This window comes from Anaeroglomus insulsum, assembly GCF_050689095.1.
GTDB classification, from domain to species: domain Bacteria; phylum Planctomycetota; class Phycisphaerae; order Sedimentisphaerales; family Anaerohalosphaeraceae; genus Anaeroglomus; species Anaeroglomus insulsum.
Window position 1 is genome coordinate 84,769 of record NZ_JBOGCL010000002.1, and the last position, 26,725, is coordinate 111,493.

The following is a 26,725-nucleotide window of genomic DNA, read 5'->3' on the forward strand; positions in this document are numbered from 1 at the left end:
GCCGGGTCATACATCTGGCCCCAATCCCACCACAAAAAACTGGAAACCCGGCTCATTCCGGATATAATATCCGCCAAGCATCGGAAAGGACGGCACAAAAGTGCCTAACTCATTCCTATGGATATACTTAGCCGCCAGATAACATATGCGACAAACAGGATATATGGAATATGGATATTTGCGATATAGCTGCCGGAGCAAAAAAGGCATCCATTGAGCTTGCCGCGATGGACAGTCAGCGAAAAAACGCTGCACTGGAGGCCATCCGTTCAAGCCTGAAAAGCCATCAGGACAAAATCATCGCCGCCAACACCGAAGATATGGCAGCCGCCCAGATGGCCGGGCTGTCAACCCCCCTGCTCAAACGCTTAAAATTTGACGCCGCCAAAATCGATGAGGTCTGCAAAGGGCTGGACAGCCTGATTAAGCTCAATGACCCCGTCGGAAAGACCTTGTCGGCCACGGAACTGGACAACGGGCTGGAACTCTATCAGGTCAGTTGCCCCATCGGTGTCATCGGTGTCATTTTCGAATCTCGCCCGGACGCTCTCGTGCAAATTTCCTCGCTATGCCTCAAAAGCGGCAACGCCGTCCTGCTTAAGGGTGGTTCCGAAGCCGTTCACACCAACAAGATTCTGGCAGATCTTATTTCCAACGCCACCCTTCAGGCCGGAATGCCGGCCGGCTGGCTGGGACTGTTGGAAACGCGGGATGATGTTACCGCCATGCTCAAACTCGACGACTATATCAACCTGATTATCCCTCGCGGCAGCAACGCCTTTGTCCGGCACATCATGGACAATACCCGCATACCCGTCATGGGACACGCCGACGGCATCTGTCATGTCTATATCGACAAAGCCGCCAACATAGACATGGCCGTCAAAGTCACCGTGGACTCCAAATGCCAGTACGCCGCTGTCTGTAACGCCGCCGAGACGCTGCTGGTCCATCAGGACATCGCCGCGGCCTTCCTTCCGCTGCTCAAGGCCGCCATGGATGAAAAGAAAACCGAGCTCCGCGGCTGCGAACAGACCCGCAAGATCATCGATTGCAAGCCCGCCACGGAAGAGGACTGGAAAACCGAATATCTTGACTATATCCTGTCGATTCGGGTTGTCAGCAGCCTCGGCGAGGCCATCGACCACATCAATCACTACGGCTCAGGCCACACCGACGCCATCGTGACCGAAGACAAACAGGCCGCAAGGTGTTTTCTCAGCCGCGTCGATTCGGCGGATGTCTTCTGGAACGCCAGCACACGCTTTGCCGACGGCTTCCGCTATGGACTGGGCGCCGAAGTCGGCATCAGCACTCACAAACTCCACGCTCGCGGCCCGGTCGGGCTGGAAGGCTTAGTCATCTATAAATGGCTTCTGGCCGGCAAAGGCCACATCGTCGAAAACTATAGCGGCCCTGCCGCCAAAGCCTATACCCATAAGAAACTGGATACAAACTGGACTTTCTAACCATGAGAAACTTCAGCAGCGCAAAACGCATCGTTGTCAAAGTTGGCACCAACACTCTGACCAAAGGCAGCGGCATTGATATGGACTACATCCGCAGCCTGGCCGGACAAATCGCACTATTGCATCGACAGGGCAAACAAGCCATTCTCGTCACCAGCGGCGCCATCGGCATGGGAGCCAAACGGCTCGGCCTGCCCGGCCCCATCACCGACATGCAGACCCGCCAGGCCTGTGCCGCCATCGGCCAGCCCCTGCTGATGCATGAATATCACGACGTCTTCGCCGAACAGGGACTCATCGTTGCGCAGGTGCTATTAACGTCTGAAGTCCTCAAAAACCGCAAAAGTTACCTCAATTTGAAAAACGCCATCGAGACTCTGCTCAAGATGGGTGTCATCCCCATCATCAACGAAAACGACAGTGTCTCGACTGCGGAAATCGGCACGGCCTTCGGCGACAACGACCGCCTCAGTGCACTCGTTGCCAGCAAGATTGACGCCGACGTCCTGATTCTCCTGACCGATATCGACGCCCTTTACGACAAAAATCCCAAAGAGCACCCCGACGCCCAGCCCATCAAAGTCGTCAGCGAAATCTCCGACAAAATCGTCAAGGCTGCCGGCGGCAAGGGTTCCATGTACTCTACCGGCGGCATGAAAACCAAAATTATGGCCGCCAAAATCGCTGCCTATGCCGGCTGCCGGGTCCTGCTGGCCCATGGCCGTGAAAAAGATGTTATCCGTCGATTACTGGATGGCGAAGACCTCGGCACTCTGTTCTTGCCCAAGGAAAAACTATCAAACCGGACTCGCTGGATTCTGAATAACGCCCCGGAAGGCACCATTTGGGTGGATGACGGCGCTATGAAAGCCCTGCGAAACCACAAAAGCCTACTGCCCAGCGGCATCCGCAAAATCGAGGGCACTTTCGAAGTCGGGGCGGTAGTCATGGTTAACGACGCCGCCAAGGCGGTTACCAGCTTGTCCAGCGACGAATTAAAGATGCTGGCCGGCAAACACAGCCGGGAAATCCGGTCGCTGCTGGGGCCGGACCGACGAGATGTCGCCGCCGTGCCCGAAGATATCGTATTTCTGGACAATCCGGCAGGAGATTTGTCTTGACCGGCACAGCTTTTTCGGATATGGTTAGTTTTTTACTTTCGGCCGGAGTGGCGGAACTGGCAGACGCGCAGGATTCAAAATCCTGAGGGGTTCACACCCCGTGTGGGTTCAAGTCCCACCTCCGGCACTTGCCTTCTTCATTGTCACAGAGTAACCTTGCTTTTTCCTGAAAACAACCGATGCCAGAACCAATCAGAAAATGCTGATCTGAAATGTAGTTTAGCGTATCAGTGCAGCTCGCTATTTCAAACCCCATCCTTGTCCTAACCCATCTCTTATGTAACACATTTCCTTTTGCAGATGTCTACATTCATGGATATAATTTGAACGACGATTTCTATAGAACCTTTCTGTCGAATAAATGGATTGAACTGGAGATATTTGCTCTTGTATCATAAAAACCTTAACTTGCTAAGGTTTATCTTGTATAGAATGGGGCTTCTTTCCATTTTGATTGTTGGCGGCTGCAATCCTGCTCGACAACGGATGGAAGAGTTCAACAGCCTCTACCAGCAGGGTCGATTCCGCGAAGCTGAAAAATTCTGTGCCGACAAGATTAAAAATCACACCAATCCCGGCCGGGAAGACCTGCTGTGGTCTTTGCAGTTGGCTGCCGTCCAGCGTGTCCGGAAAAAATATGACGAGAGTACCCTGTGGTTTGACCGCTGTGAGGAAATGATGAAGACGTTCGACCCTCAGTGGCGAGAAACCGACGTCCTTGGCACCACTTTGGTCAATGACAACGTAATTCCTTATCGCGGCCAGACTTATGATGGCATCCTCGTGAATACCTATAAAGCCCTTAATTTTATCGCCATCGGCAAAGACGACCTGGCCCGTGTGGAATTCAACCGTGCTATCGAGCGTCAGACTCGAGCCAAGGAAAAGTTCAGTGCCGAGATCCAGAAGGAAAAAGATAAACTGGATAAGCTCAATGCCGATAAGAAAGTGGACTACTCCAAATCCAGCGATAACCCCGACATCAAAAGCCGAATCCAGCAGGCTTATCCGCAGATTTATGAATTCGAGGCTTATCCGGACTTTACCAATCCGTTTTCAACCTACCTTGCCGGCGTCTTTTTCACTATTCTTGGCGATGTCGGCAAGGCTCGGGATTTGCTGCGGGAAAGCGCCGGGATGGTCCCCGACAATCCCTATATCCAAAAGGACTTTGAAGTCGCCGATCGATGGATAAACAACCTCGCCACGCCGGAACCGACCGTCTGGGTCTTCTTTGAGAATGGGGTTGGGCCTATTAAGGACGAATTCAGAGTGGATTTGCCGCTTTTTCTGTTCACTGGAAAAGTGTACTATGCCGGTATTGCTTTGCCCAGATTGGTTCAACGCTGGCCCGCCACGCCGCGTCTGTCTGTACAGAGTAACGGCCAAACATTCCAGACCGAACTGGTCGCAGATATGGACCGGGTCATTCAGACAGAGTTTGCCAAAGAATACCCCTGGATTATTACCCGAGCCATTGTTGCGGCAGGTGCCAAGGCAGCGGCACAGGTGGCCATACTGCAACAAAACGAAAGCTCCAACCAACTGGCTGCCGCGGCTGTGGCATTGTATAGCTGGGCCACAACAGCCGCGGATCTTAGAATCTGGTCGGCCCTGCCCAAGAATTTTCAGGTTGCCCGGATTCCCATGCCGGCCGATGGAAAACTGGATATACGCAGTCCGCAGGGATATACGTATCCGATTGTGATTCATCCTTGCAGATATGCGATCGTCTATATTAAAATGGTATCGGCTTTGGTTGAGCCGACAATCGAAGTGATAGCGTATTAACAGATGGCCTTAGGAAAGGGGCAGTCATGAACAAAACAGCAATTGGACTATGTGTGGTGGTGTTACTGGCGGGATGCTACAAAGCTCACGATGAACGCGTGCAGGTCGCTCCGGGCGTCCGCAGCGACAGTCTGGGCAACAATATCATTACCCGCCCTCTGGGCGGTATCGTCAGCTTCATCATTGGTGAAGGAATCGTGGTCAACAACGTCAAAGAAGCCCGAACCCCGGAAGGTTTTCTTGAGGTCCAGGTCTCCGGCTATAACCAGTCCATGTTCAAAAAACGTTTTGAATACAAGGCCGAATGGCTTGACGGCAATGGGATGCTGATAGACACAGTGATGTCCAAATGGATGACGGTCTCGGTTACCCCCAAGTCCACATTTACATTCAAGGTGACTTCTCCGACAGCCGACTCGGCGGATTTCCGTATCAATACCCGCATCGCCAAGAATCTGGACAAATAAAACCCTCGGGTACAAGCTCTGAAATGCGTTAATAGGAATATTCGTTATCATAAACAATGTTTAGGAGAATAGTCTCATGAAGACAAAATGGTTTGCAGTAATTGTGATGATCTTGGCATTAGCCGTCGCCGGATGCACTCCGCCGACGAAAAACATCGACACTGCCAATGATGAAGGCAAAGCTGTGATGGAGCTGGATTATCGCGATTTCGATAAAGCGGCGACTGAAATGGTCCAGTCGATGCTGTCGTCCGGGGTGTTCAAGAAAGCCGATGGAAGCCGCTATGTGGTTACCACCGCCAAAATCATCAATGACACGATGCAGCGAATTGACACTGATCAGCTGACTTTCAAAATCGAACAGGACCTCGTTAACAGCGGACAGGTGGTTATGACCGCGGCCGTCGGCGGCAAGGGTGCCCCCGACCAGATGGTCTATCAGATGCGGGATCTGCGGGATTCCGACAAAAGCGACGAATTCAAGCAGGGTACCATGCCTGGCAAGGGCCAGATTGTCGCACCGGAATTGAGCATCTCGGGCAAAATCTACCAGAAAAATATCCGCTATGACAACAATCTCCAGCAGGTGGAGTACTATTTCCAGCTTCGCGTCGCGGAAATCGCCACGGGTCTGAGCTACTGGCAAAAAGAAGCCTTCATCGGCAAACGCGGCAGCAAAAAAGTCGTACCCTGGTAAGTTTTACAAAGATACAATCCGCTATCTCTGTTCCTGAAGCAGTATTTTAGCCTGCTGGTTTGGGTAATACAAAAAGCCCCTTGTCTGCATCTATAGACAAGGGGCTTTGATTCATGACTGACAGCAATTATGAATTTGCTCAATGCACTGAGCAAAAGTAATATATCATATCACGATATATGCCACACACATTTCAGTCAAATTCCACCTATCAGTTGCTCCGGCCTGCCAGTTGATAAACTTCGCTGCCGGCAAGGAGAAACGCACCGAGGGTATAATCCTCGAAATTTGGCACGCGGTCGTACGTGACCGGCTGAGAATCGGAGGGCTGCTTGCCGGTGCCCTGGACATAACCGAGAAAACCATTGGGGTGGACGCTGTCGTTAACCATACCATTCCAGGCCTTGACGACGACAGGCAGATAGTCTTTTTCGCTCAGGATGCCCTGATTGATGCCCCAGGCCATGCCATAGGTGAAAAAGGCGGTACCGGACAGTTCCTTGCCGCCAAGGTTGTCGGGGTCATGCAGGCTGACGTTCCAGAAGCCATCGTCCCGCTGGACGGCTTTTATCGCGGCGGCCATCTCTTTGAATGTCGTCAGGTATTCCTGACGATGCGGGGCATTTTCGGGGATTATATCCAGCACGCGGGTCAGTGCCGCAAACACCCAGCCATTGCCGCGAGACCAGTAACAGTCTTCGCCGTTAGGCTCCTTGTACGGCGGGACAAAATCTTTATCGCGCCACCACAGATGGTCTTCGGGATTGTACAGCCCATGGGTGCCGTGACGCGTCTTGGTGTACATATACAACTGGTACATCTTCTCGAAATACCGGTCGTCCTTGTACACCACACCGAGCTTGGCGAAAATCGGCATCGACATCTGGAGGGCATCGATCCACCACCAGTCGTCATTGATATCGCTATTGACCATGTTGTCGATGCATTCGCGGATGGGGGCAATCCGATTGGGCTGGGGGTCAATCAGATACAGGTCGATATAGGTCTGGCCACAGCACTGGTCGTCGGCATTGCGAGTCTTGTTGCCGCTGCGGAAAGACCACTGATGCGCCTCCGCCCAGGCAACGGCATAATCATAATACTTCTTCTGGGCATCGATGGCATACAACTTCATCAGACCCTCATAATATACGGCACGAGTCCAGATATTGCTGGGACGTTTTTTGTCGGTGATGATGGGAACACCAGGGTCGGGCCATTTGGCCATAAAATATTGATTGGTCAGGGTCATTTTGGCCAGGATATCGCTTTGTGCGGGTAAAGTGAGTGTTTTTGCCTTATTTGATTCAGATGTGGAACATGAGGAACAAAAAATCGCCACGAATCCCATGACTAAAAGATATGCTGAGCCATTCCGTAAGAGTCCCTGTTTCATTGCCGTCTCCTGTCTGAAATTCACTCCCATTGGTCAAGGCTTCCGGGCCTTGAGACTAATCCGTTCGATACAGAACGAGCCTGATTATCGTCGGTGGGAATTGGCTGCGTCAAGTAAAAATTATGCCCAACGGGTATGATTATTCCGCGGCGGGCACAGGCCGTTTTGTGCCGCGGGTATTCACGGGGTTACGTTGCCCTGTGCTGCCGCGGTGATAGAGAGATTGCTGGAAGCTGGCAGCAGAATGCTCCTTAACCGCGCCGAAACGGAAAAATTCAAGTACAATCAGTATACTATCTGAGGATGGTTTTGGCAATGGTCCCGGCAGCGTTGCCGGCGGCACATTCCTGGGCGGCAAGGGCCATTTCATTGCGTCGCGGCTGGTCGGACATCAGCTCAATGAGTGCCTTGCACAGATTTTGTGTAAACCGGGAGGGATTTCGGAGGTCCTGAGCAACAATGACAGCAGCGTTACGACGGCTTAACTGCTGGGCGTTAAGATACTGGTGGTTATCCTTGTGATAAGGATATGGGATACAGATGCTGGGTTTGCCCGCGGCGGCATATTCGGCGACACTGACGGCTCCGCTGCGGCCGACGATCAAATCCGAGGCAGCATACAGATTGGGCATGTCGTCATAATATTCGACCGGGATATAGGCAATCGGGCTGTCTTTAATCTGGGAGGCGACGGCTTGATAGTTCGCCTGGCCGGTCAGATGAACAATCTGCCACTGGTCCGAAAAACGTGCCAGTTGGGGCAGCATACTCATGATGGCATTGTTGATATCGCGTGATCCGGTAGAGGCGCCGGTAACCAGCAGGGTCTTTTTGGCAGGGTCCAGTTTGAGGCTGGCGATTGCCCGGGATTTGTCGGGGTGATAAAATCCGCTGCGCAAGGGGCAGCCTGTCACCACGGCTTTGTCGGCCCTGAAATAATGCAGCGTATCGTAAAACTGAACGAAAATCTTTTTGGACAGGCGTCCCAGCAGGCGGTTGGCTTTGCCGGGCACAATATCCACATTGATCAGATAAACAGGGATTTTCAAAGAGCGGGCGGCTAATACGACCGGGGCACAGACAAAACCGCCAGTACCCACAACAACGGCGTTATGTTTATGGGCTGCCAGGATCTGTTTGACAAAATAATAACTCTTAATGAATCCGGCATAGAAGCGGACAAATTTTCTGAGGGACAACCCCAGGCCCTCGGCAGGAAGGGGCAGAAAATCATACCCACTGGCTCCCAGAACCCGGGCGTCGACGGCACGGCTGCTGCAAAAAAAAGTCATGGGGCAGTCCGGAACAAGACTTCGCACCTGTTCGGCCACGGCCAGGGCAGGATATAAATGCCCGCCGGTCCCGCCGCCAGCAAAAAAGATATATGGCGTCTGGTTCAATTTAGACATTGTTTGGTCATCAGTCTGTGTCATAGAACATCAATCACGTTGAAGGAATACCCCTGCATTGACCGGATTCAGCTGGGCCTCATTATGCCGCAGAATGCTCAGTAGAATCCCCATTGCTGTCGCGGTCAGAAGCATACTGGTGCCGCCGGCGCTGATTAGCGGCAAGGGAATGCCTTTGGTTGGAAGGACGACAGTCACAACACCGATATTGATTACAGCCTGGATCGAAATACAAAGCACAATGCCCAGGCCCAGAAGCCGTCCGAATCGATCCTGGCATCGCATCACCGCAGTCAGGCCCAGGACGGTAAATAAAACAAACAAAGCCACTACCACCAGGGCACCAATAAATCCGGTTTCTTCACAGACAATAGAGAAAATAAAATCCGTGGTGTCTTCGGGCAGGTGGCCGTACTTAAATACCCCCCTGCCAAGCCCCTTGCCCATCAGTCCGCCGCTGGCAATGGTCTTCAGAGACTGCTCGGCCTGATAGGCCATGGTTCCGTGGTCAAGGAAGTCTTTGATGCGATTCATGCGAGTCTGCGAGGTCACAATAGCCGCAATAAAACCAGGAATCACCAGCGGCAGCGGCGTCAGGAAATGCCACCAGACTGCGCCGCCAAGCCAGAGCAATACCGCCGTCATCAGGGCGATATAAGCAGCCGTGCCGAAATCCTGGGTAATAATCAGGGCAATAGCAGCGGCCGGAACCATACAGATGGGCACAAAACGGGTGAAAAATTTGTTTAAATCATCATGACAGCGGTCCAGGATTGCTGCCAGGAAAATAATCATAACCCACTTGGCCAGCTCGGATGGCTGAAAACTGAGGTTTATTGGCCCCAGAGTCAGAAACAGCCAGCGCTTAGAATAATTACGCTCCTCTCCGAATACCAGCACCACCACCAGCAGTACGAGACTGAGAACCACCAGGTACGGCGTCAGAGATTTGAGCGGATTTTTTTTGATAAAGCCGAATCGTCGGTAATCGATGCACGATACGAGATACATCATTCCTACCGCAACAGGGAAAAACAATAGCTGTTTGAGGGTGGTAAATTCATAGAAACGCTTCCAGTCGTACTGACCGCTCACGTTCGCTCCGGCGGAAAATACAAAGACTGTACCTATAGCCATCAGTGTCAAGGTCACTAATTCCAGCCAGTAATCGTATCTTATCTTCAGTTCTAACTGCTTCATTTTCAATGATCTTACTTTTGGTCGCCAGCCCAGACCCAAACTCTATCATACCTGCATATTAGTCAGGACAATGTCTGGAAAACCGATTCTCTCCGCTGCTATCCCTGCAACAACCTATACCTGTACCTGATATTTCGGCAAAATAACGTTTTTGCAATAAAAAACCGATATTCGATATGTCTTTTTTTCACGTCAGGATTCCCTCTTGAAAAATCAGACAAAAGGTCATAAAATAGTATCTGTATGAATGATGTCGATAATCTCTTTAAAACGGAGCCACTATGACAAGACAAATCATTACTCTCTCGCTGGCAACACTGGGGTTGATCACGCTGGCCAGTTCCTGTCAGACAAGTTCCGACCCGATGGTCAGGCGTGCCCAACTGGTTGGCAACGAAAATCTCAAGCTCAAAAAAGAAATCCAGCAAAAAGATGCCGAGATTGCCGAGCTGAAAACAGAAATTGAACGGCTCAAAGCCGAATATGCCAAGTTCCAGGAGGACACCGGCCAGTCCAGCATTAAACTATTACAGCTTCTGACCGACTGTCAGGCCAAACTGGCCCAATATGAAGGCTCTGACTCTGCCGTCATTACGCCAGTACCAACACCGCAATAATCCCACACAAGCCCCTGAAGCAACCTCTTTGGTGCAACCGGCCCTCACTGGTTTGGCACCAGTTCTCTCCTGAGGGCCTGTATGGTTGTTATTGCATCCGGGAAATTTTCTTTGGGATAATGATAATTGCGTCCGGCGGCAACCAAGCCGACAAACATCGGATGCGGATCGATAGGCCGGCCGGTCAATTCCGGGTGGGCCTGGGTACCAATGAAATAGGGGTGCCCCGGCAGTTCGAGAATCTGCATAATGGGCTGATTGGGCGCCTTGCCAGAGAAAACCAATCCGCCTTTTTCAAGGTCGGGAACATAGCGGGGGTCCACTTCATAACGATGTCGAAACCGCATACGAGTGGTATCCTTGCAGCCAAACATTTTCCAGGCAAGAGTATCTTTTTTCAATTCCACATCGCGACCGCCCAGCCGCATATTGCCGCCCAGACCTTCGATTTTCTTTTGTTCAGGCAGCATATCAATAACGGGGTGGGCACAGTTCTGGTCGATTTCGGTACTGTTGGCCCCTTCCAGGCCGCAGACGTTGCGGGCAAATTCGATAACCGCCGCCTGAAATCCAAGGCATAATCCCAGATAAGGCAGATTATTCAGTCGAGCATAACGAATACAGGCAATTTTGCCTTCCATGCCGCGTGTCCCAAATCCGCCGGGAACGATAATACCATCGACTCCCTTGAGAGCTTCGGCGGCAGTGGCATCGGTCAGGTCCGAGGTATCGATCCATTTGATATGGACTTTACAACCCAGGTGAATGCCGGAATGTTCCAGCGCGTGCAGGATAGAAGCATAACTGTCGCGAACGGAGGTGTATTTGCCCGTAATAGCAATCGTTACATCATGTTTTTCATTGCCAATTTTGTCGGTGAAATCACACCATCGCTCCCATTCGCGGCGTTCTTTGCGAAGGTTGATGCGATCCTCGATTCGCAGCATGCGAATCACCTCAAAATCCAGTCCACAATCCCGCAACATCGCTGGAATGGAATAAATACTGGCTGAGTCGTGCATACTGAAAACCCGTTCAAAGGGGATATTCCCGAAAACACTCATCTTCTGGCGAGCCTGGACACTGACGGGATGTTCCGCCCGGCAAGCGATGATATCGGGCTGGATACCCATCTGCATCAACTGCTTGATGCCAAGCTGAGCAGCCTTGGATTTCTGTTCGCCCAGAGCATTGGGCTCCAGAATATACGTCAGCGCCACAAAGCAGCAGCTATGGGGGCCTTCCTCATAGGCCAGTTCCCGCATGGCTTCGATATAAAAGGCATTTTCAAGGTCACCTACCGTACCGCCGATTTCCACAAAGACCACATCTGCCTTGCTTTGCATGGCCAGAGTCCGCAGCTTCATTTTGACTTCGCCAGTGACATGGGGAATCATCTGGACATCCCGCCCCAGATAATCGCCGTGGCGTTCTTTGTCGAGGACGGCCCGATAGATCTGACCGCTGGTGGTGAAATTGGCCCGCGACAAGTTTTTGCCGAGCATCCGTTCATAGGTCCCCAGGTCCATATCGCATTCCATGCCGTCATCAAGAACAAACACCTCACCATGGCGGAAGGGATTCAGCGTTCCCGAATCAATATTGAGATAGCCTTCCATTTTAATCGGCTCGACGTTAAGGCCCTTGTCTTGCAGGAGCTTGGCCAAACAGGAGGAAAAAATCCCTTTGCCCAGTCCGCTCATCACTGTACCGGTTACAATAACATAGCGGGTTTTGCCTTTTTGATACCCCTTGGGCAGAGGCAGAAAATACTCGTTATCTGTTGATGCACCGCTGACTTTTGCAAATAATTCTTTGGTTTCTGACATATTTATACCACGCGATTATTTCTGATTGAGAAATCGTTTTACAAATTCTTCATATTGTTCGGGCGTATCGACACCATCCCAGACACGATCTACTTTGGCCGTCAGGATGGTAAACCCGTTTTCCAGTGCCCGAAGCTGCTCGAGCTTTTCAGTGGTTTCCAGAAAACTGGGGGCCAGTTGTGTAAATTTCATCAAGAAGCTCTTGCGGTAAGCATAAATCCCCAGATGCCGCCAATAGCCTTTCACAGAACCGCCAACCCCGCCGGCCTGACGATTATACGGCACCGGGCTGCGGGAAAAATAAAGCGCCCTGCCGTGCACATCCGTCACGCATTTGACAATATTGGGATTGGCTACCTGTTCGGCAGATTCGAATGGGGCAATCAGCGTCGCCATCTCAGCGCCGGCATCCCGGACCAGCAGTCCGGCAACTTTCTCGATATTGGCCGGGTCGATTTCGGGTTCATCGGCCTGCAGATTGACGACAATATCAGCAGGAATATTTTGGACAGCCTCGGCAATGCGGTCGGTACCGCTCTGGTGGGCAGCCGACGTCATGACGCACGGCGCCCCAAAGGATTTGCAGGCCTGCAGGACCCGGTCGTCATCGGTTGCGATAATCACACCGGTCACACCTCGGGCCAGCAATGCGCGTTCATAGCTATGCTGAACGAGATATTTTCCTGTTTTGTTGGCCAGAACCTTGGCCTCGAAACGGCTGGAACCGTAGCGGGCGGGGATCACTACCACAATTTTCACACTTAGTCCCTTTGCAGTGTTTTTTACACATCTATATCCAAAAACCACTGCCCGGATATATTATGCCATCGGCAAGAAGATGTCAACCTCAGAATTTTGAGATTTTATACCAAAAAGACCCTGATTTTGACCCTCCAAACGGCATAAAGCCGCGTGACTGGAAATTAACGAATCAGGGCGGATAGTGCTTTGAATTGGGGGTGTTCAGAGGTGCGGAGAAGTTCAAACAGCAGCATCTCGGTGGAGCTGATGACGACACCGTTGGCAGCCAGTCGATTGAGGGCAATCTGTTTATTGTGTTCAGATCGCGAATCGACGGCATCGGCAATGACATGGACTTTGAATCCCCTCTGGAGCAAATCCATGGCGGTCTGGAAGACGCAGACGTGGGTCTCGACGCCGCAGAGCACTGCGGAGTCCACCTGTAATGAACTCAATTGTTCCGTAAATGCCGAACTGCCGCAGCAACTGAATGACCGTTTGTCGATGGGCAGACTCCGGGTCAGATTCTCGGTGAGCCGGGGACTTGTCGGCCCCAAAGCGGCTGGATATTGCTGACACCATAAGACCGGAATATGGAGGGCATTGGCAATTTGAATTAAAATGCTGCAATTTTTGACCGTCGTTTCAGGATTATGCATCACCCGCAACAGCTTTTCCTGAACATCAATCAGCACCAGACAACATGTTTTGGAATCAAGCATTAATGTCCTATCACCTTAACAACACGCAACGTAGCAAACCAAAGTGATTCTATAACCCAAGAACCTCAATGACAAGACAAATTGTATCGGAGGTATCTTGTTCGATTTCAGTCGGCCGGACATCCCAGGCCAGAATGGGCTGCGAGGGATTATCCAGCGGCGAACCGTCAGGATTCGCGGCCAGATCTCGCTGGCTATTTTGTTCAGTGAACGTTTTGGCCAGCTCAGCGGCCGTCTTGATATCTGCCAGGTTCAGCATTTCGACGGTCTGTTTGAAGTCAATCCCCTCGACCAGCACCTTGTCCTTTCCCTGTCCGGCAAGCAACGCATATGTGGCTTTTTCCGTTTGGGGCCATAGTTCCTGTAAATCGCGAATTAAGCCAACAACATACTGACGGGAGGCTGTAATTTTATAACTGGTCCGGTCGGACAATGCTCGGATCTGGGTCATATCCATCAGGCCGAGTGTATGGATTTTCTTTTCGATGAAATCCCGGGACTGCACGGGATGATGCGTCTGAAACTGCAATAACGCACTGTACGCAGCAGTTCCTTCTTCCGACAGAGGAACCGGATTGGAGACATTGGTCGCAATCGGGGGAATCGGAGATATTGCAGGCATCGTGTCCTGGGCAGTCTGGGGCTGGCGAACGATGGAATAAACCACAATGCCGAGAATGCCCATCGGAATCAAAACCATTGCCGCAGTTGCTGCGAGCCTGCGAAAAACAAGCCCCCATCTTCCAGCATTATCCTGATGGCGGCAATTGTAATCCAGAATAAACCGTCGTTCCAGAGCTATTTTGATGTCTTCGACCATCCCTTCAGGGGCAGATTCCTTTGGCAGCGCACGCAACAGATTGCACTGCTGTTCAAGAGCCTTGAGTTCTGCATCCATTTGCGGATTATTATTCAGAAGGCGTTTGAGCTCAGTTGCCTGTCGCGGCGACAACTGATCATCAATATAACCGCTGAGAAGCTCATGTTTTTCCAGATTGTCTTTATCACTCATATCCAGACCGCCTGCAGAAGTTCCCGTAACGCCAATCTCGCCCGGCTCAATCGGCTTTTCACTGTGCCTATCTCAAGCTGTAATACCTCGGCAATTTGCTCATAGCTCATGCCTTCGATATCCCGCAGCACCACAAGGACCCGCTGGTGGTCTTCCAGCTTTTCGAGGGCCGCAAGGATTCTCTGAATCATTTCTCGCTTTTCTACGTTTGCTAAGGGGGACCCTTGTTTGGTATCCGCAAGAACGTCCGCCAATTTGAGACTCTCTTTGCTGCAGAGAGAATTGTCGAGCGAACGCATCCCCAACCTTAACCTCCGACTGCAAAATGTCAAAGTCAAATTGATTCCTACCCGGAACAGCCACGTATAAAAGCTGCTTTGGGAGCGGAAGGTTCCGATGTTCTCTAATACTTTGACAAATGATTCCTGGGTAAGTTCCGCAGCATCATCGGGATTTCCACAGATTTTGAGAATTGCATTATAGAGACGATCCTGATATTTCACAATCAGACACGCCATCGAGTCGGAATCCCCACGCTGGCATTGTTTTACAAGAATAGCATCGTCAATGCTGATATTGTCCGACTTTGCGTGCACAGAAAGCCCTTTTATCCCTCGATAACAAGATTTTTATGACGCAATTGCCTGTTCACAGTCCGCGTATCTCGTCTTTCACGACATTCCACCGCATACAAACAATTCACTATCCGAATATCCGTATAAACACCTATATTTGCATAATAATAAAGAAAAAGCAATACCGTATCTGCATCAATCTTGAAAAGAAAAATACGGCCTTGTCTGAAGTCGCCCTTATACTATTAGATTTAGTCGAGCCGGAGACCTCTTTGTTCCAGCCAATTTTTTAAATCGCCCATTTCTGTGTCAAAAATCTCCTGATCATAAAGCTCTTCGAGCTGAGCCACTCTTTTAGATAATTCCGGCTCTTGTTTAACCAATTCTGAGACGCGTTTTTCGAATTCATCACCAAGAACACGCAATTCCTCACAGGGAATATGCAGTTCCAGAAATTTAGCCACATATCGCAGCACCTGTTCGATGACGATCGGATTGTAGCCCTGAAGATAGGCGGGAATTTCAGCGGTCAGGGATATCATCTCGATATTGCGATGAATTGCGGCGTTCATGATGCAGTTGGCAAAACTGCCGGGGCCATTGTAGTTGCTAAAACGGATCCCGAGCTGGGAAAGCCACTGCTTGAGCGCCCTGTTGGATACCGAACAGGTGATACGCGGTTCCCGGGTATGGGGGACCACGCCGGCTACGCTGCCCACAAATATAATACGTTTTACATCACACAGGGAACACATCTCAAAGATTGTATCTGCAAACTCACGCCACGAGAGGTTGGGTTCTCTGCCGGCAAACAAAAGCAAATTCTGCTGAGCCGCCTCAAAGAAAACCGCTTCAGGCAGATCCCAGGTTTCAATCAGGCCATCCTGAATCCGGACATGGGGCCGAAACAGGGACACGGTTTCCATCGGACCGGGCATGTTATAAATATAAAATCCATTCGGGTCGATTCGACCAATTTCCTGGCCATTGAAGGTCTGACGGAGATATTCCACCGTCCCTGTGGATACATCGCCGCCGTCCATCCAGCCGGAAAGCCCAATCACCAAGGAGGCATTATTGATGACAGGCTGCTGCTTAACGATTAGTTTTTCCCTCTTCATGCTCCAGTCTTTCCCTTGTTTTAGCAGATCATGGTTTCTGTCAGAGCCCGACTCCGGCAATTACCACCCCGCATTGCGGACACGCCGAATCTTTTATATGATTCTGCATTATATGATAGCCGGTCCGTTCAATCAAAAGTTTTCCGCAGGAATAACAAAACGTGGATTCGGCACGATTACCGGGCAGATTGCCCACATAAATATACCGAAGCCCTGCCTGCTTACCGATGTCATAGGCCTTCTGGAGGGCCTGGGTATTGGTCTGTGGGAGGTCGGCCATTTTGTATTGCGGATAGAAACGGCTGATATGCCAGGGGATGTCAGGGCCGCATTCTTTAACAAGAAATGCCGCCAGTTCGGCAAGTTCATTGGGGTCTTCGTTCTGGCCGGGAATCAGCAGGGTCGTAATTTCCATCCAGATATCCGTTTTTTGAGCGATGTATTTGATGGTATCAAGTACGGGTTCCAGATGGGCCTTGCATAAATTATGATAAAAAGGCTCGGTATAAGCCTTCAGATCCACATTAATCCCATCCAGCCAGGGACGCATCCACTCAATAGCCTCAATGCTCATATAACCGTTGCTGACGAATACATTGTATAATCCGCGCTGTCTGGCCAGAATCGCTGTCTCGGTACAGCGTTCCATGAAGACTGTCGGCTCGGTATAGGTATAAGCGATACCTTTACAGCCGGTGTCGATAGCGGCATTGACGATTTGTTCGGCACTGTAATCGCTGCCGTCAATTTGATTTTTATAAGGGGCCTGGCTGATTTGCCAGTTCTGGCAGAAAACACACTGGAAATTGCAGCCGGGGGCGGCGATGGAAAAGGCCTGCGAGCCGGGGAAGAAATGAAATAATGGTTTTTTTTCGATGGGGTCATCGGCGGCGGCACAGACTTTATCGTAATTGAGCGAATAAAGGGTCCCCTCACTATTTTTGCGAACACGGCAGCGGCCCAGCCCGCCGGGGGCAATGACACAATTCCATCGGCACAGCTTACAGAGGACCTTCTGCCCTTCTTGTTTTTCCCATAACACTGCCTCTTTCATAGGCTCACCTCCTGCGATTTAATTGATTGAAGCCATTGAGCAAGAAGCTTGACAGGATGGATGACACAGCGGCCAGTCAAATGCTCAATCTGCATTTTACAAGCGGCACATTCTGTCAGTATAACATCCGGATTGGCCCGGTCAATCGTATCCTTGAGGAATCCGCCGATATCATCACAGAGGGTGTGGTTCTTGGCCTGCATGCCCGCCGTCCCCGCAAGGCCGCAGCAGCCGCCGTTGAGGTCTGTTACGGAGACTCCCAGTTGACCAAACATCTGGATGGTGGTCCTGGCGCCGTTCATGGATTTGAGATGGCATGGCGCGTGGTAATAGATTTTTTGGCTTCCCGTGCCGCCAGCCTTAAGACAGGGTCTTGCGGCATGGAGCATTTTGAGATAATCCATTAATTCGACGGTTGCGGCGCCGATTTTTCGGGCTTGCTGGGTATCCATCAGCAGCGGCAGTTCTTCTTTAAGAAACATCGCGGCGCTGGGTTCGGAACAGATGATTTTCCAGCCTTTGTCCACATAGGGCATCAACGTCTTGATATTATATTCCATACCCCGGCGGGCCTGTTTGAGGTTGCCATAGACATAGGCCGGCAGCGGTGCGGGCCGCTGGTCAGGGATTTCGACGTGGACATTACAGTGTCGCAAAAGCTGCAGGACGGCAAGGCCCAGTGCATGGTCGTTGTAGCGTGCATAAGAATCGATGAAATACACGACGTTGTCGGCAGGATTGGCAACCGAACCGGCCTGCTGCAAAAAGCGACGGGCTTTGCGGATGAAGCTGCCTGGCTGAAAGGCGGGCAATTGGCGGCTGCGGTCAAAGCCGAGTGTCTTTTCCAGAAGCAGGCGTGTGATGGGCCAATTCATTATCCAGTTGCTCCATGGAGCAAACGTGCTGGCCAGAATGCTCATCCAGCGGTTGTTGGACAGGGCCAGCTCGGTGACTGAAAAGCCGGCGTGTCGGGCCAACTGGGCACGGGCTTCGATAATCAGGCCGGACATATCGACACCGGCCGGGCAATCCACCGAGCACATTTTGCAATTGACACACAGGCCGAGAATGTTGCGGAACTGGTTGATTTGGAAATCCTGCTGCTTGTCCAGCAGACCGCCAATATAATTCCTCAGCAGGTTGGCCTTGGCACGGGTGCTGGCCAGCTCTTCACCCATCGCACGAAAGACCGGGCACATCCGCCCTGCTCCCGCGGCCAGACACACACCGCAGCCGTTGCATTGATCGATTTCATAGCGATATTGATTGGGTCCGAAGTGCAAGTCGGTCTTGAAATTTTTTGCCCCGGCCAGTTCCAGACCCCGCAGATTCTTTTCAATGACATCGGGGTCAGGATTGATAATCTTGCCGGGATTGAAGATGCCGGACGGATCGAAGATTTTCTTGATTGCAGCCAGCAGACGGTAATAGTCCCTGCCGTACTGGCGTTCGATATAGGGGGCGCGAACCAGGCCGTCGGCGTGTTCACCACTGATGGAGCCGCCCAGTGACCAGGCCAACTCAAAAACCTGCTCGGCAATCTCACGCATCCGCCTAATGTCGTCGGGGTTGGTTAAATCGAGATAGGGACGAATGTGCAATTCGCCATCGCCGGCGTGGCCGTAGAAAGCCATCGGGATATCGTATCTTTTGCACAGCCCTTCCAGTCCGGCAACGTATCGATCCAGTTTGTCCGGTTCGACGGAGACATCTTCGATAAACGCAATGGGGTGTTTGGGACCTTTTTCACGATTCAGCAGCGGAACGGCGTCTTTACGGCTTTTCCAGAGTTTGGCCTGACGCTGGGCATCCAACGCTTCCATCCACCCGGTAAAGAGGTTCCCGGCTGCATTCAAGGTGTTTTGAATCTTGGCCTTGACCTGTTCGATACTGTCACCAACATGCTCAACCAACAGCGTCGCGACACAGTGTTCGGGCAGGACATCCTGATAATGGGGAAAAGCACGACGTGCCATGGTCATTAGCCGCTGATCCATCAATTCACAGGCAGAAGCGCCGGTCTGTACGATAATCGGAACGGCCTGAGCCATTTTTTCAAACGCATCGAATTCCAGTTGCAGCAGACCTGCGACGGCGGGGACATCCACCGTGGCCAGTTCAATTTCAGTAAAAGCCGCCAGCGTGCCTTCGGAACCGGCCATCAGGCGTGCCAGATCAATTCGTCCCTTGGAACAGATATTCTGAATCGTATAGCCGCAGCGGTTGCGCCGGGTTTTGGGCTGGGATTTGGCAATCAGCTCTTCCTGACCGGCCAGCAGCTGGACGCACTGGCGGGCAATCGTTCGCAAGGTCGGATTCTCAATGTCCTCCGGCAGCATGGCATTGGTCAGTTCGGCTATGGAGCCGTCATAGAGTACCGCACGGATGCGGCGGACATAGCCGGCAATATAGCCATACTGGAGCGAGTGGGCACCGGTGGCATTATTGGCAACAATGCCGCCGATGACAGCCCGGTTGGAACTGGAGGGGTCAGGGCCGATTTTCTTTTTATATTTGGCCAGTTGCTGATTGAGCCGGTCGAGAATAACTCCCGGCTGACAGACCACGGCCTGGCCTCCCTTGCGAATGTCGATGATTCGATTCATATAGCGGCGAAAATCGATGACAATACCGCTGGTCAGTGACTCTCCGGCCAGACCGCTGCCGGCACCGCGGGGGGCAATCGGAATAGAATGTTGATAGGCATACCGGATAACCGCAACCACATCCGCTTCATCTCTGGGGGCTACGACGCATTCGGGACGAATACTATAGATGCTGGCATCAGTGCTAAAGGCGACGCGATTATAGATATCTATCAAGACCTCGCCTTTGACCTGCTTTGCCAGCTCAAAACCTATGTGTTCGGCTGTTTTTGTGTTGTTTGTATTTACCACCATACTTCATCCATTTTGAGCACTCTGTCATAGTCAGTATATAATAGAATACGTCTGGAAACAAACCTTTATGGGTAAATTTTATCTCATCTGGAAGCTTGCTTTTAGGAGTCGACAAGGATAGATTGGCTATTGAAACTGGCTGGCCGATTTGACTTGTTAAACCCGCACAAGCGGGAATACTAACCGCCGAAACGCTTTTGAACTTGTTTTTTTATGTATGAACTGATTGTGATGGGTGTCGCATTAGGCACTTTTGTGCTCCTGTTGCGGCTGAAAATGAAAATTGGGATGTCAATGATCCTGGCGGCGTGTGTGCTGGAACTGCTGCTGGGTGTCAGTCCGTTGAGGCTGTGGGGGGAGTTTGTACAGGAATGGCGGGATAAGCCATTGAGCCAGACGACGGGGTATCTGTTTGTCACCCTGGCGTCGATGCTGACATTTGTGAATATTCTGGGCCTTGCGATGAAAGAAACGGGGGTATCCGGCAAGCTGACTGAGGCGCTTTTAGTGCTGTTCAAAAGCCGGCGGGGCGCGATGGTCGGTATCCCGATGCTGATGGGCCTTTTGCCAACGCCGGGCGGGATTATGCTGTCGGCACCGATGGTGCGAGACCTGGCCGACAGTATTGGGGTCACGCGCAGCCGTTCGGCGGCAATCAACTTTTTCTTTCGCCATCAGTGGGAGATGGTCTGGCCGCTGTTTCCGTCGATACCGCTAATTCAGGGGATGCTGGGGATTTCGGCAATTGCCTTGATTAAGCATAATATTGTCATCTCGATTTGCGGCATCACCGGTGGGATCGTTTTCCTGCTGCTGTCGGGCATCCCTCCAAAAAAGGATCGGCGGGACAAGGCCAAATGGCTCCACAGCCTGCATGTGTTTATTCAGGCGTTCTGGCCAATCGGGCTTGTAGCGGGCCTTCATGCTGCATTGAATGTCAATCCTGCCATTGGCATCCTGATTTCCATCACACTGTTTATGCTGGTATATCGGATTCCGCTGGGACGATGCGGGCATTTATTTCGAGAGGGTTTTGAAATGGACCTGATTCTGCTGATCCTGGGGGCACTGCTGTTCAAGCTGAATCTGCAGGCGGCCGACAGCATTTCAGCGGTGGTTCAGTTTTTTGCAGACATTCATATGCCGGGGATGATTCTGCTGTTTGTGCTGCCGATGCTGGTGGCGGCACTGACGGGCTTGACGATGCCGACGGTGGCGATTACGTTTCCACTGCTGATGCCGTATATCGTGACCGGAGCCGGCGTCGATATCGGGATGCAGACACTGGCGTTTTCGGGCCTGTTGTGCGGGCTGTATCTGACGCCAGTGCATTTATGCCTGAGTCTGTCGGCCAGCTACTTTGAGGCGCCTCTGGGACGGATTATCCTGCTGCTAATCGGGCCGATTGCCTGTATTGCGGTGGGTGGAATTCTGGCAGCAAAATTACTATAATAGAAACAAATTACCCCTATAATCGGAGGTTGACTATGAACAATTTTGAATACTGCAACCCGGTACGCGTTGTATTCGGCAAAAACACCGTTGCCAAACTGGCGGATTTAATCGACCCGACCAAAACCATCTTGTTTCTGTATGGCGGCGGGTCGATCAAGAAAAACGGCGTTTATGACCAGGTCCAGGCGGCATTGAAGGGCCGAAAGGTGATAGAATTTGCCGGGATCGAACCGAATCCCCGCTATGAAACCTGCATGAAGGCCGTCGAGCTGGCCCGAAAAGAGAAAGTTGATTTTCTGCTGTCCGTTGGCGGCGGGTCGGTTCTGGATGGCACGAAGTTTATCGCCGGGGCGATTCCCTTTACCGGCGGAGACCCATGGCAGATTCTGATCTCCGGCGGCAGTGCCCTGCAGTCCGCTCTGCCCATTGGTGCGGTATTGACTCTGCCGGCAACAGGCTCGGAAATGAACTGTTTTTCAGTCATATCCCGCGACAGCACGCAGGAAAAACTAGCATTTGGCAATCCCAAAGTCTATCCAGTCTTTTCGATTCTGGACCCCGAGATTACCTATTCGCTGCCGCAGAATCAACTGCGTAACGGCATCGTCGATGCATTCGTCCATGTGATGGAACAGTATGCGACCTATTCGGTTAATACCCCCCTTCAGGATCGGCAGGCCGAAGCTGTGGTACGAACATTGATTGATGTCGCGCCGGATGTGCTGAATAAAAAAGACTACGACAGCCGGGCCAATTTCATGTGGGCCGCAACCCATGCCCTCAATGGCATTATTTCATGCGGTGTCGTCGAGGACTGGGCCACGCACATGATTGGCCATGAATTGACGGCCTTTTTCGGTGTCGCTCATGCCGAGTCGCTGGCGATCGTCCTGCCGGGCATGTGGCAGCATCAATTTGAGAATAAAAAAGCCAAGCTGGCTCAACTGGCCCGCCGGATTTGGCATGTTGTGGACGGTAATGTTGATACTCAGGCCCGCGCGGCCATCGAGAAGACGGTAGCCTTTTTCCATTCGGTCCATATGCCTACCCGCCTGAGTGATTACCATATCAGCAAGACCGACATTGAGAAAGTCGTGGAGCGTTTCCGGCAACGCGGCACCACGCTGGGTGAGCATCAGAATATTCAAGCCAACCAGGTACGCGAAATTCTAACCCTGTGTTTATAAGAGCTTCTTTGTGATTGGACAGATAATTCAGGAGAGATTTTAGCCAACATCTTGAGGACGTCTTTAAAACTGGACACAGCTTAAGGTGAAATGGTTTGGGATATAGCAAAGATACACGTTCCTGAAATAATATCCCATAAACTGCATTCACAATATCCAAATTCAGTAAAGGCCGTTTTCAATTGACCGAGTGGGTCACTTCCTGTAACATAACGCACTTTGTGATGGCTTGAAGCAAAGAGGGCGGGCTGTTTCCGCTCGGCCATACAAGTATTTTGTACAGGAGTATATCGCAAATGACTAAAGTAACGCTGATTATGGGCGACGGGATTGGTCCGGAGATTGCCGAAGCTACCCGCCGGTGCATTGATGCCACGGGAGCGAAAATACAATGGGATATTCAACAGGCAGGTGTGGATGTGATGGCAACGGCGGGGACCCCCCTGCCGGAGGCGACTCTGGAATCGGTCAAGGCCAACGGCATCGGCCTGAAAGCCCCGATTACTACACCGGTCGGCACAGGCTTTCGCAGCGTGAATGTCTATCTGCGTCAGGCCCTGGATTTGTATGCCTGTGTTCGTCCCTGCAAAAGTTATCAGGGGGTACGCAGCTATTATAAAAATATTGACCTGGTGATTGTGCGTGAAAACACCGAGGACCTTTATGCGGGCATTGAATTCGAAAAAGGCAAAAACGAAACGCTGGAACTCATTGACTGGCTCAATAAGCATTCCAAGCGGCAAATCGGTCCGCATGCCGGCATCAGCATCAAACCGATTTCCGTGGAAGGCACCGAGCGGATTGTGCGGTATGCCTTCAACTATGCCCGCAAGAACAACCGAAAAAAGGTCACTTCCGTTCACAAGGCCAACATTATGAAATACACCGACGGTCTGTGGCTGGAAGTCAGCCGCAACGTCGCCAAGTCCTTCCCGGATATAGAATTTGAGGACCGGATTGTGGACAATATGTGCATGCAGCTTGTGCAGAAGCCGGAGCTGTATGATGTGATCGTACTGCCTAACCTGTACGGCGATATTTTGAGCGATTTGTGCGCTGGGCTGGTCGGCGGGCTGGGAGTGGCTCCGGGCGCCAATATCGGCGAAAAAGGAGCTATTTTCGAAGCCACCCACGGCAGTGCTCCCAAGTACAAGGGCCAGAACAAAGTCAATCCCACGGCACTGATTTTGTCGGGGGTGCTGATGTTACGGCACCTCAATCTGACCAAGGAAGCTGACGCCCTCGAAAACGCCGTTGCCCAGGTCATTGCGGAAGGGAAATATGTCACCTACGATATGAAAGACGACCGCAACGACCCAACGGCAGTGGGGACCAGCCAGATGGCCGATGCGATTATAGCCCGGCTATAGATGTTAAGCCGGGATTGTATGGTGGGAATCCGAGGACATAAGCATTGAATCAGGCAGCTTATCGGATGTTGATTTCCGGTCAGGACCGCCGACTGCGGGCGGTACTGCTGCGGGCGGTGCTGAGATGCTTTGCTCTCGTATATGCGGCGGCGGTGCGTTGCCGAAATCTGCTGTATCAGTATGGCCTGATCAGGAGCCATGCGATGCAAGTACCGGTCATCAGTATCGGCAATATCACCACCGGCGGGACCGGCAAGACACCGCTGGTCATCTGGCTGTGCCGGTATTTAAGCCAAAAGCAGATTCGCTGTGCAGTGCTGACCCGAGGCTATAAAACCACCGCGGGGGAAATGTCCGACGAACCTGCCCTGCTGGCCAAGAGTTGTCCGGGAGTGCAGGTGGTGGTCCATCCCGACCGGGTAGCCGGGGCGGAAAAAGCCCTTCGGGATTATCAGCCGCAGGTGCTGGTGCTGGATGATGGATTTCAGCACCAGCGGATTCAGCGGGATTTAAATATCGTGGCCATCGATGCGACGTGTCCGTTTGGATATGACAAGCTGCTTCCGGCGGGATTGCTGCGTGAACCCATAAGCGAACTGAAACGTGCCGATGCAGCCATTATCACGCGGTTTGATCTGGCCGATGCCCAGCAGGCCAGTCACATTGAACAGCGGATCAGGGATCTGGCTGGGCCGATCCCTGTGGCCCGGGCAGTCCATCGGCACACCCATGCGATACTGACCAACGGTCAGCCGCTGCCGCTGGAAAAGCTGCGAACCATGAAATTATTCGTTTATTGCGGCATTGGTAATCCGCAGGCTTTTATGCATTGTCTGCAGCAGGATGGCTTTACGATTGTCGGCACCTGTTTTTTCAATGACCATCATGACTATACAATGCAGGATATCAAATCCATTGCTGCGAAGGCCCAACACTGCGGTGCCGACATGGCGGTCTGTACCCAAAAAGACTGGGTCAAAACCGCTGTGTTCTGTCGACAGATTGAGTCGTTTTCATTTGGTGCGATGGCCCTGGAACTGGAATTTGCGGCCAACGCAGAGGCTATTGAGGCCCTAATTGATCAGGTAATACAAAGACAAGCACATAAAAAATATGAATAGTACAGATTTATTAAAGATTGTAACCGGATTGGGATCGCCGACGGTATTGCTGGTGGGCGATTTCATGCTGGATATGTATGTGTATGGCGATGCGCTGCGAATCAGCCCGGAGGCCCCCGTACAGGTCCTCAAGGTTGTTCGACGGGAATATGCCTGCGGCGGTGCGGCGTCAGTTGCAGCGGATGTGCTGGAGCTGGGAGCTCACTGTCTGTGCATCGGGATTACCGGCACAGATGAAACCGGACAGCAGTTACGGACTAAGCTGATCGAACGCGGAGCGGATTTGTCGGGACTGCTGGCAGTGGAAGAACGCCCGACGATTACCAAACAGCGCATCATCGGCCTTGCTCAGCACCGTCATCGCCAACAGTTATTGCGGGTGGATGATGAAATTACCGACCCCCTGGATCCCGCACGCTACAGCCAGCTTCTGGATTTATATAAGGAACGTCTGCCGAAAGCGGATGTGGTTTGCCTTCAGGATTATAACAAAGGCATTCTGCAGCCGTGGTTTTGCCAGCAGATGATTACGCTGGCCCGCCAAGCAGGCAAAAAAGTGCTGGTCGACCCGCCGCTGCACGAGGATTATTCGAAATTCACCGGCGCCTGCCTGATTACCCCCAATCGCAAGGAAGCCTCGGTTGCTTCGGGAATCAACATCAACAGCATCGAGGCTGCCCAGCAGGCCGCTCAAAAACTGTATTCGCAGCTGAGTCTGGATGCAGCGATTATCACGCTGGATAAAGAAGGAGCCTATCTGCATTCGGATACCATCTCCGAACAGATTCCCACCCAGCCTCGCACTGTGTATGATGTGACCGGTGCCGGCGATATGATGCTGGCGATGATTGCGGTGGCGCTGGCGGCAGGATGCGACTACAAAACGGCAGTGCAGATCTCCAATATCGCTGCGGGGCTGGAAGTCGAAAAATTCGGCGTGGCCACCGTCAGCATTGACGAAATCGTCAATGAAATCCTTGCTACACGCAAGGGGAAGGCCGGAAAGATCCGGGAAATAGACGCCCTGCGGGAGGAATTGGCATTTCACCGCAAATCAGGACAAAAGATTGTCTTTACCAACGGCTGTTTCGATGTGCTGCATCTGGGCCATATCGAATATTTGAAATTCTGCAAATCCCACGGGGATATTGTCGTTGTCGGTCTGAATTCGGATAATTCTGTCCGGCAGCTCAAGGGACCAACCCGTCCGATTAATAACCAGCATGAGCGGGCGGCGGTCTTGGCGGCACTGGAGTACGTGGATTATGTAACGATTTTCGACCAGCTCGACCCCCTGGCACTGATTGAGCAGGTGCGTCCGGATGTACTGATTAAAGGAGCCGACTGGGCCACCAAAGGCGTCATTGGTCGGGAATTTGTCGCCTCTTACGGCGGCCAGACAATTCTGGCACCGATGGTGGAGGGCAAAAGCTCCACAGCCACCATCGAGAAAATGAAACAGCAATAAGGG

General features: G+C 51.8%; 22 protein-coding genes and 1 tRNA gene. 12 read left to right on the forward strand and 11 right to left on the reverse strand.

All coding sequences use genetic code 11. The features are described from left to right. Positions 1-143: 143 nt before the first annotated feature. The 6 genes from ACQ9LF_RS02475 to lpoB all read left to right on the forward strand — a co-directional run bounded on the left by ACQ9LF_RS02475 (position 144) and on the right by lpoB (position 5,545). Positions 144-1,469, forward strand: coding sequence for a glutamate-5-semialdehyde dehydrogenase (locus tag ACQ9LF_RS02475; protein WP_462487992.1), 1,326 nt, complete (start codon positions 144-146; stop codon positions 1,467-1,469). Positions 1,470-1,471: 2 nt separating this feature from the next. Next, positions 1,472-2,590 carry a glutamate 5-kinase gene (gene proB / locus ACQ9LF_RS02480; RefSeq protein WP_462487783.1) on the forward strand — a complete coding sequence of 373 codons (1,119 nt, stop codon included), beginning with the start codon at positions 1,472-1,474 and terminating at the stop codon, positions 2,588-2,590. Positions 2,591-2,631: 41 nt separating this feature from the next. Beyond that, positions 2,632-2,717: transfer RNA gene (locus tag ACQ9LF_RS02485), tRNA-Leu, on the forward strand. A 305-nt stretch (positions 2,718-3,022) separates the two neighbouring features. After that, positions 3,023-4,381, forward strand: coding sequence for a COG3014 family protein (locus ACQ9LF_RS02490; protein ID WP_462487784.1), 1,359 nt, complete (start codon positions 3,023-3,025; stop codon positions 4,379-4,381). A gap of 26 nt (positions 4,382-4,407) precedes the next feature. Then, a complete protein-coding gene (locus ACQ9LF_RS02495; RefSeq protein ID WP_462487785.1) occupies positions 4,408-4,848 on the forward strand; it encodes a YcfL family protein in 441 nt (146 codons plus the stop codon). 76 nt (positions 4,849-4,924) lie between these two features. Then, a complete protein-coding gene (gene lpoB, locus ACQ9LF_RS02500; protein ID WP_462487786.1) occupies positions 4,925-5,545 on the forward strand; it encodes a penicillin-binding protein activator LpoB in 621 nt (206 codons plus the stop codon). 211 nt (positions 5,546-5,756) lie between these two features. Here lpoB and ACQ9LF_RS02505 read toward each other — a convergent pair whose 3' ends face one another. From ACQ9LF_RS02505 to ACQ9LF_RS02515, 3 genes are all read right to left on the reverse strand, one after another. Beyond that, complete coding sequence (locus ACQ9LF_RS02505) at positions 5,757-6,941, reverse strand: glycoside hydrolase family 88/105 protein (protein ID WP_462487787.1); 1,185 nt, start codon at positions 6,939-6,941, stop codon at positions 5,757-5,759. Between the two features lie 293 nt (positions 6,942-7,234). Further along, positions 7,235-8,350 carry a UDP-N-acetylglucosamine--N-acetylmuramyl-(pentapeptide) pyrophosphoryl-undecaprenol N-acetylglucosamine transferase gene (locus ACQ9LF_RS02510; RefSeq protein WP_462487788.1) on the reverse strand — a complete coding sequence of 372 codons (1,116 nt, stop codon included), beginning with the start codon at positions 8,348-8,350 and terminating at the stop codon, positions 7,235-7,237. Positions 8,351-8,380: 30 nt separating this feature from the next. After that, positions 8,381-9,550, reverse strand: coding sequence for an FtsW/RodA/SpoVE family cell cycle protein (locus ACQ9LF_RS02515; protein WP_462487789.1), 1,170 nt, complete (start codon positions 9,548-9,550; stop codon positions 8,381-8,383). Positions 9,551-9,831: 281 nt separating this feature from the next. Between ACQ9LF_RS02515 and ACQ9LF_RS02520 the strand changes: the two genes are divergently transcribed. Then, positions 9,832-10,167, forward strand: a complete 336-nt coding sequence (locus tag ACQ9LF_RS02520) for a hypothetical protein (RefSeq protein WP_462487790.1) — start codon at positions 9,832-9,834, stop codon at positions 10,165-10,167. A 44-nt stretch (positions 10,168-10,211) separates the two neighbouring features. Here the strand turns inward: ACQ9LF_RS02520 and ACQ9LF_RS02525 are convergent, their stop codons facing one another. The 8 genes from ACQ9LF_RS02525 to ACQ9LF_RS02560 form a co-directional block, all read right to left on the reverse strand. Continuing rightward, positions 10,212-11,996, reverse strand: a complete 1,785-nt coding sequence (locus tag ACQ9LF_RS02525; RefSeq protein ID WP_462487791.1) for a CTP synthase — start codon at positions 11,994-11,996, stop codon at positions 10,212-10,214. Between the two features lie 15 nt (positions 11,997-12,011). Further along, a complete protein-coding gene (gene kdsB / locus ACQ9LF_RS02530; RefSeq protein ID WP_462487792.1) occupies positions 12,012-12,755 on the reverse strand; it encodes a 3-deoxy-manno-octulosonate cytidylyltransferase in 744 nt (247 codons plus the stop codon). 164 nt (positions 12,756-12,919) lie between these two features. Then, complete coding sequence (locus tag ACQ9LF_RS02535) at positions 12,920-13,459, reverse strand: hydrolase (protein WP_462487793.1); 540 nt, start codon at positions 13,457-13,459, stop codon at positions 12,920-12,922. 49 nt (positions 13,460-13,508) lie between these two features. Further along, positions 13,509-14,471 carry an anti-sigma factor family protein gene (locus ACQ9LF_RS02540; RefSeq protein WP_462487794.1) on the reverse strand — a complete coding sequence of 321 codons (963 nt, stop codon included), beginning with the start codon at positions 14,469-14,471 and terminating at the stop codon, positions 13,509-13,511. Further along, positions 14,468-15,067, reverse strand: a complete 600-nt coding sequence (locus ACQ9LF_RS02545) for an RNA polymerase sigma factor (RefSeq protein ID WP_462487795.1) — start codon at positions 15,065-15,067, stop codon at positions 14,468-14,470. Before ACQ9LF_RS02545 ends, ACQ9LF_RS02540 begins: the two co-directional genes overlap by 4 nt. A 230-nt stretch (positions 15,068-15,297) precedes the next feature. Continuing rightward, positions 15,298-16,167 (reverse strand): PAC2 family protein, encoded by an 870-nt coding sequence (locus ACQ9LF_RS02550; protein WP_462487796.1) that lies wholly within the window; start codon positions 16,165-16,167, stop codon positions 15,298-15,300. Between the two features lie 40 nt (positions 16,168-16,207). Continuing rightward, on the reverse strand, positions 16,208-17,221 hold the full coding sequence (amrS, locus tag ACQ9LF_RS02555; RefSeq protein ID WP_462487797.1) for an AmmeMemoRadiSam system radical SAM enzyme: 1,014 nt from the start codon (positions 17,219-17,221) through the stop codon (positions 16,208-16,210). Then, entirely contained in the window at positions 17,218-20,121 is a 2,904-nt protein-coding gene (locus tag ACQ9LF_RS02560; protein WP_462487798.1) for an FAD-linked oxidase C-terminal domain-containing protein, read from the reverse strand. The genes amrS and ACQ9LF_RS02560 overlap by 4 nt, the downstream gene beginning before the upstream one ends. A gap of 213 nt (positions 20,122-20,334) precedes the next feature. Here ACQ9LF_RS02560 and ACQ9LF_RS02565 point away from each other — a divergent pair, with 213 nt between their 5' ends. From ACQ9LF_RS02565 to rfaE2, 5 genes are all read left to right on the forward strand, one after another. Next, positions 20,335-21,573 carry a DUF401 family protein gene (locus tag ACQ9LF_RS02565; protein WP_462487799.1) on the forward strand — a complete coding sequence of 413 codons (1,239 nt, stop codon included), beginning with the start codon at positions 20,335-20,337 and terminating at the stop codon, positions 21,571-21,573. Between the two features lie 35 nt (positions 21,574-21,608). Next, positions 21,609-22,763: an iron-containing alcohol dehydrogenase gene (locus ACQ9LF_RS02570; protein WP_462487800.1), complete on the forward strand. Its 1,155-nt coding sequence runs from the start codon at positions 21,609-21,611 to the stop codon at positions 22,761-22,763. Positions 22,764-23,059: 296 nt separating this feature from the next. Further along, the gene (locus tag ACQ9LF_RS02575) at positions 23,060-24,133 is read left to right on the forward strand and encodes an isocitrate/isopropylmalate dehydrogenase family protein (RefSeq protein ID WP_462487801.1); all 1,074 of its coding nucleotides are present in this window, start codon (positions 23,060-23,062) and stop codon (positions 24,131-24,133) included. Between the two features lie 44 nt (positions 24,134-24,177). Continuing rightward, the gene (lpxK, locus tag ACQ9LF_RS02580) at positions 24,178-25,254 is read left to right on the forward strand and encodes a tetraacyldisaccharide 4'-kinase (protein ID WP_462487802.1); all 1,077 of its coding nucleotides are present in this window, start codon (positions 24,178-24,180) and stop codon (positions 25,252-25,254) included. Further along, the gene (rfaE2, locus tag ACQ9LF_RS02585) at positions 25,247-26,722 is read left to right on the forward strand and encodes a D-glycero-beta-D-manno-heptose 1-phosphate adenylyltransferase (protein WP_462487803.1); all 1,476 of its coding nucleotides are present in this window, start codon (positions 25,247-25,249) and stop codon (positions 26,720-26,722) included. Before lpxK ends, rfaE2 begins: the two co-directional genes overlap by 8 nt. The last annotated feature ends 3 nt before the right edge of the window (positions 26,723-26,725 follow it).

What these genes read in the sequence shown, in the direction of transcription:
- proB (WP_462487783.1), top strand. Translation starts at nt 1,472, where the DNA reads ATGAGAAACTTCAGCAGCGCAAAACGCATCGTTGTCAAAGTTGGCACC.
- ACQ9LF_RS02490 (WP_462487784.1), top strand. Translation starts at nt 3,023, where the DNA reads ATGGGGCTTCTTTCCATTTTGATTGTTGGCGGCTGCAATCCTGCTCGA.
- ACQ9LF_RS02495 (WP_462487785.1), top strand. Translation starts at nt 4,408, where the DNA reads ATGAACAAAACAGCAATTGGACTATGTGTGGTGGTGTTACTGGCGGGA.
- lpoB (WP_462487786.1), top strand. Translation starts at nt 4,925, where the DNA reads ATGAAGACAAAATGGTTTGCAGTAATTGTGATGATCTTGGCATTAGCC.
- ACQ9LF_RS02505 (WP_462487787.1), bottom strand. Translation starts at nt 6,941, where the DNA reads ATGAAACAGGGACTCTTACGGAATGGCTCAGCATATCTTTTAGTCATG.
- ACQ9LF_RS02510 (WP_462487788.1), bottom strand. Translation starts at nt 8,350, where the DNA reads ATGTCTAAATTGAACCAGACGCCATATATCTTTTTTGCTGGCGGCGGG.
- ACQ9LF_RS02515 (WP_462487789.1), bottom strand. Translation starts at nt 9,550, where the DNA reads ATGAAGCAGTTAGAACTGAAGATAAGATACGATTACTGGCTGGAATTA.
- ACQ9LF_RS02520 (WP_462487790.1), top strand. Translation starts at nt 9,832, where the DNA reads ATGACAAGACAAATCATTACTCTCTCGCTGGCAACACTGGGGTTGATC.
- ACQ9LF_RS02525 (WP_462487791.1), bottom strand. Translation starts at nt 11,996, where the DNA reads ATGTCAGAAACCAAAGAATTATTTGCAAAAGTCAGCGGTGCATCAACA.
- ACQ9LF_RS02535 (WP_462487793.1), bottom strand. Translation starts at nt 13,459, where the DNA reads ATGCTTGATTCCAAAACATGTTGTCTGGTGCTGATTGATGTTCAGGAA.
- ACQ9LF_RS02540 (WP_462487794.1), bottom strand. Translation starts at nt 14,471, where the DNA reads ATGAGTGATAAAGACAATCTGGAAAAACATGAGCTTCTCAGCGGTTAT.
- ACQ9LF_RS02550 (WP_462487796.1), bottom strand. Translation starts at nt 16,167, where the DNA reads ATGAAGAGGGAAAAACTAATCGTTAAGCAGCAGCCTGTCATCAATAAT.
- amrS (WP_462487797.1), bottom strand. Translation starts at nt 17,221, where the DNA reads ATGAAAGAGGCAGTGTTATGGGAAAAACAAGAAGGGCAGAAGGTCCTC.
- ACQ9LF_RS02560 (WP_462487798.1), bottom strand. Translation starts at nt 20,121, where the DNA reads ATGGTGGTAAATACAAACAACACAAAAACAGCCGAACACATAGGTTTT.
- ACQ9LF_RS02565 (WP_462487799.1), top strand. Translation starts at nt 20,335, where the DNA reads ATGTATGAACTGATTGTGATGGGTGTCGCATTAGGCACTTTTGTGCTC.
- ACQ9LF_RS02570 (WP_462487800.1), top strand. Translation starts at nt 21,609, where the DNA reads ATGAACAATTTTGAATACTGCAACCCGGTACGCGTTGTATTCGGCAAA.
- ACQ9LF_RS02575 (WP_462487801.1), top strand. Translation starts at nt 23,060, where the DNA reads ATGACTAAAGTAACGCTGATTATGGGCGACGGGATTGGTCCGGAGATT.
- rfaE2 (WP_462487803.1), top strand. Translation starts at nt 25,247, where the DNA reads ATGAATAGTACAGATTTATTAAAGATTGTAACCGGATTGGGATCGCCG.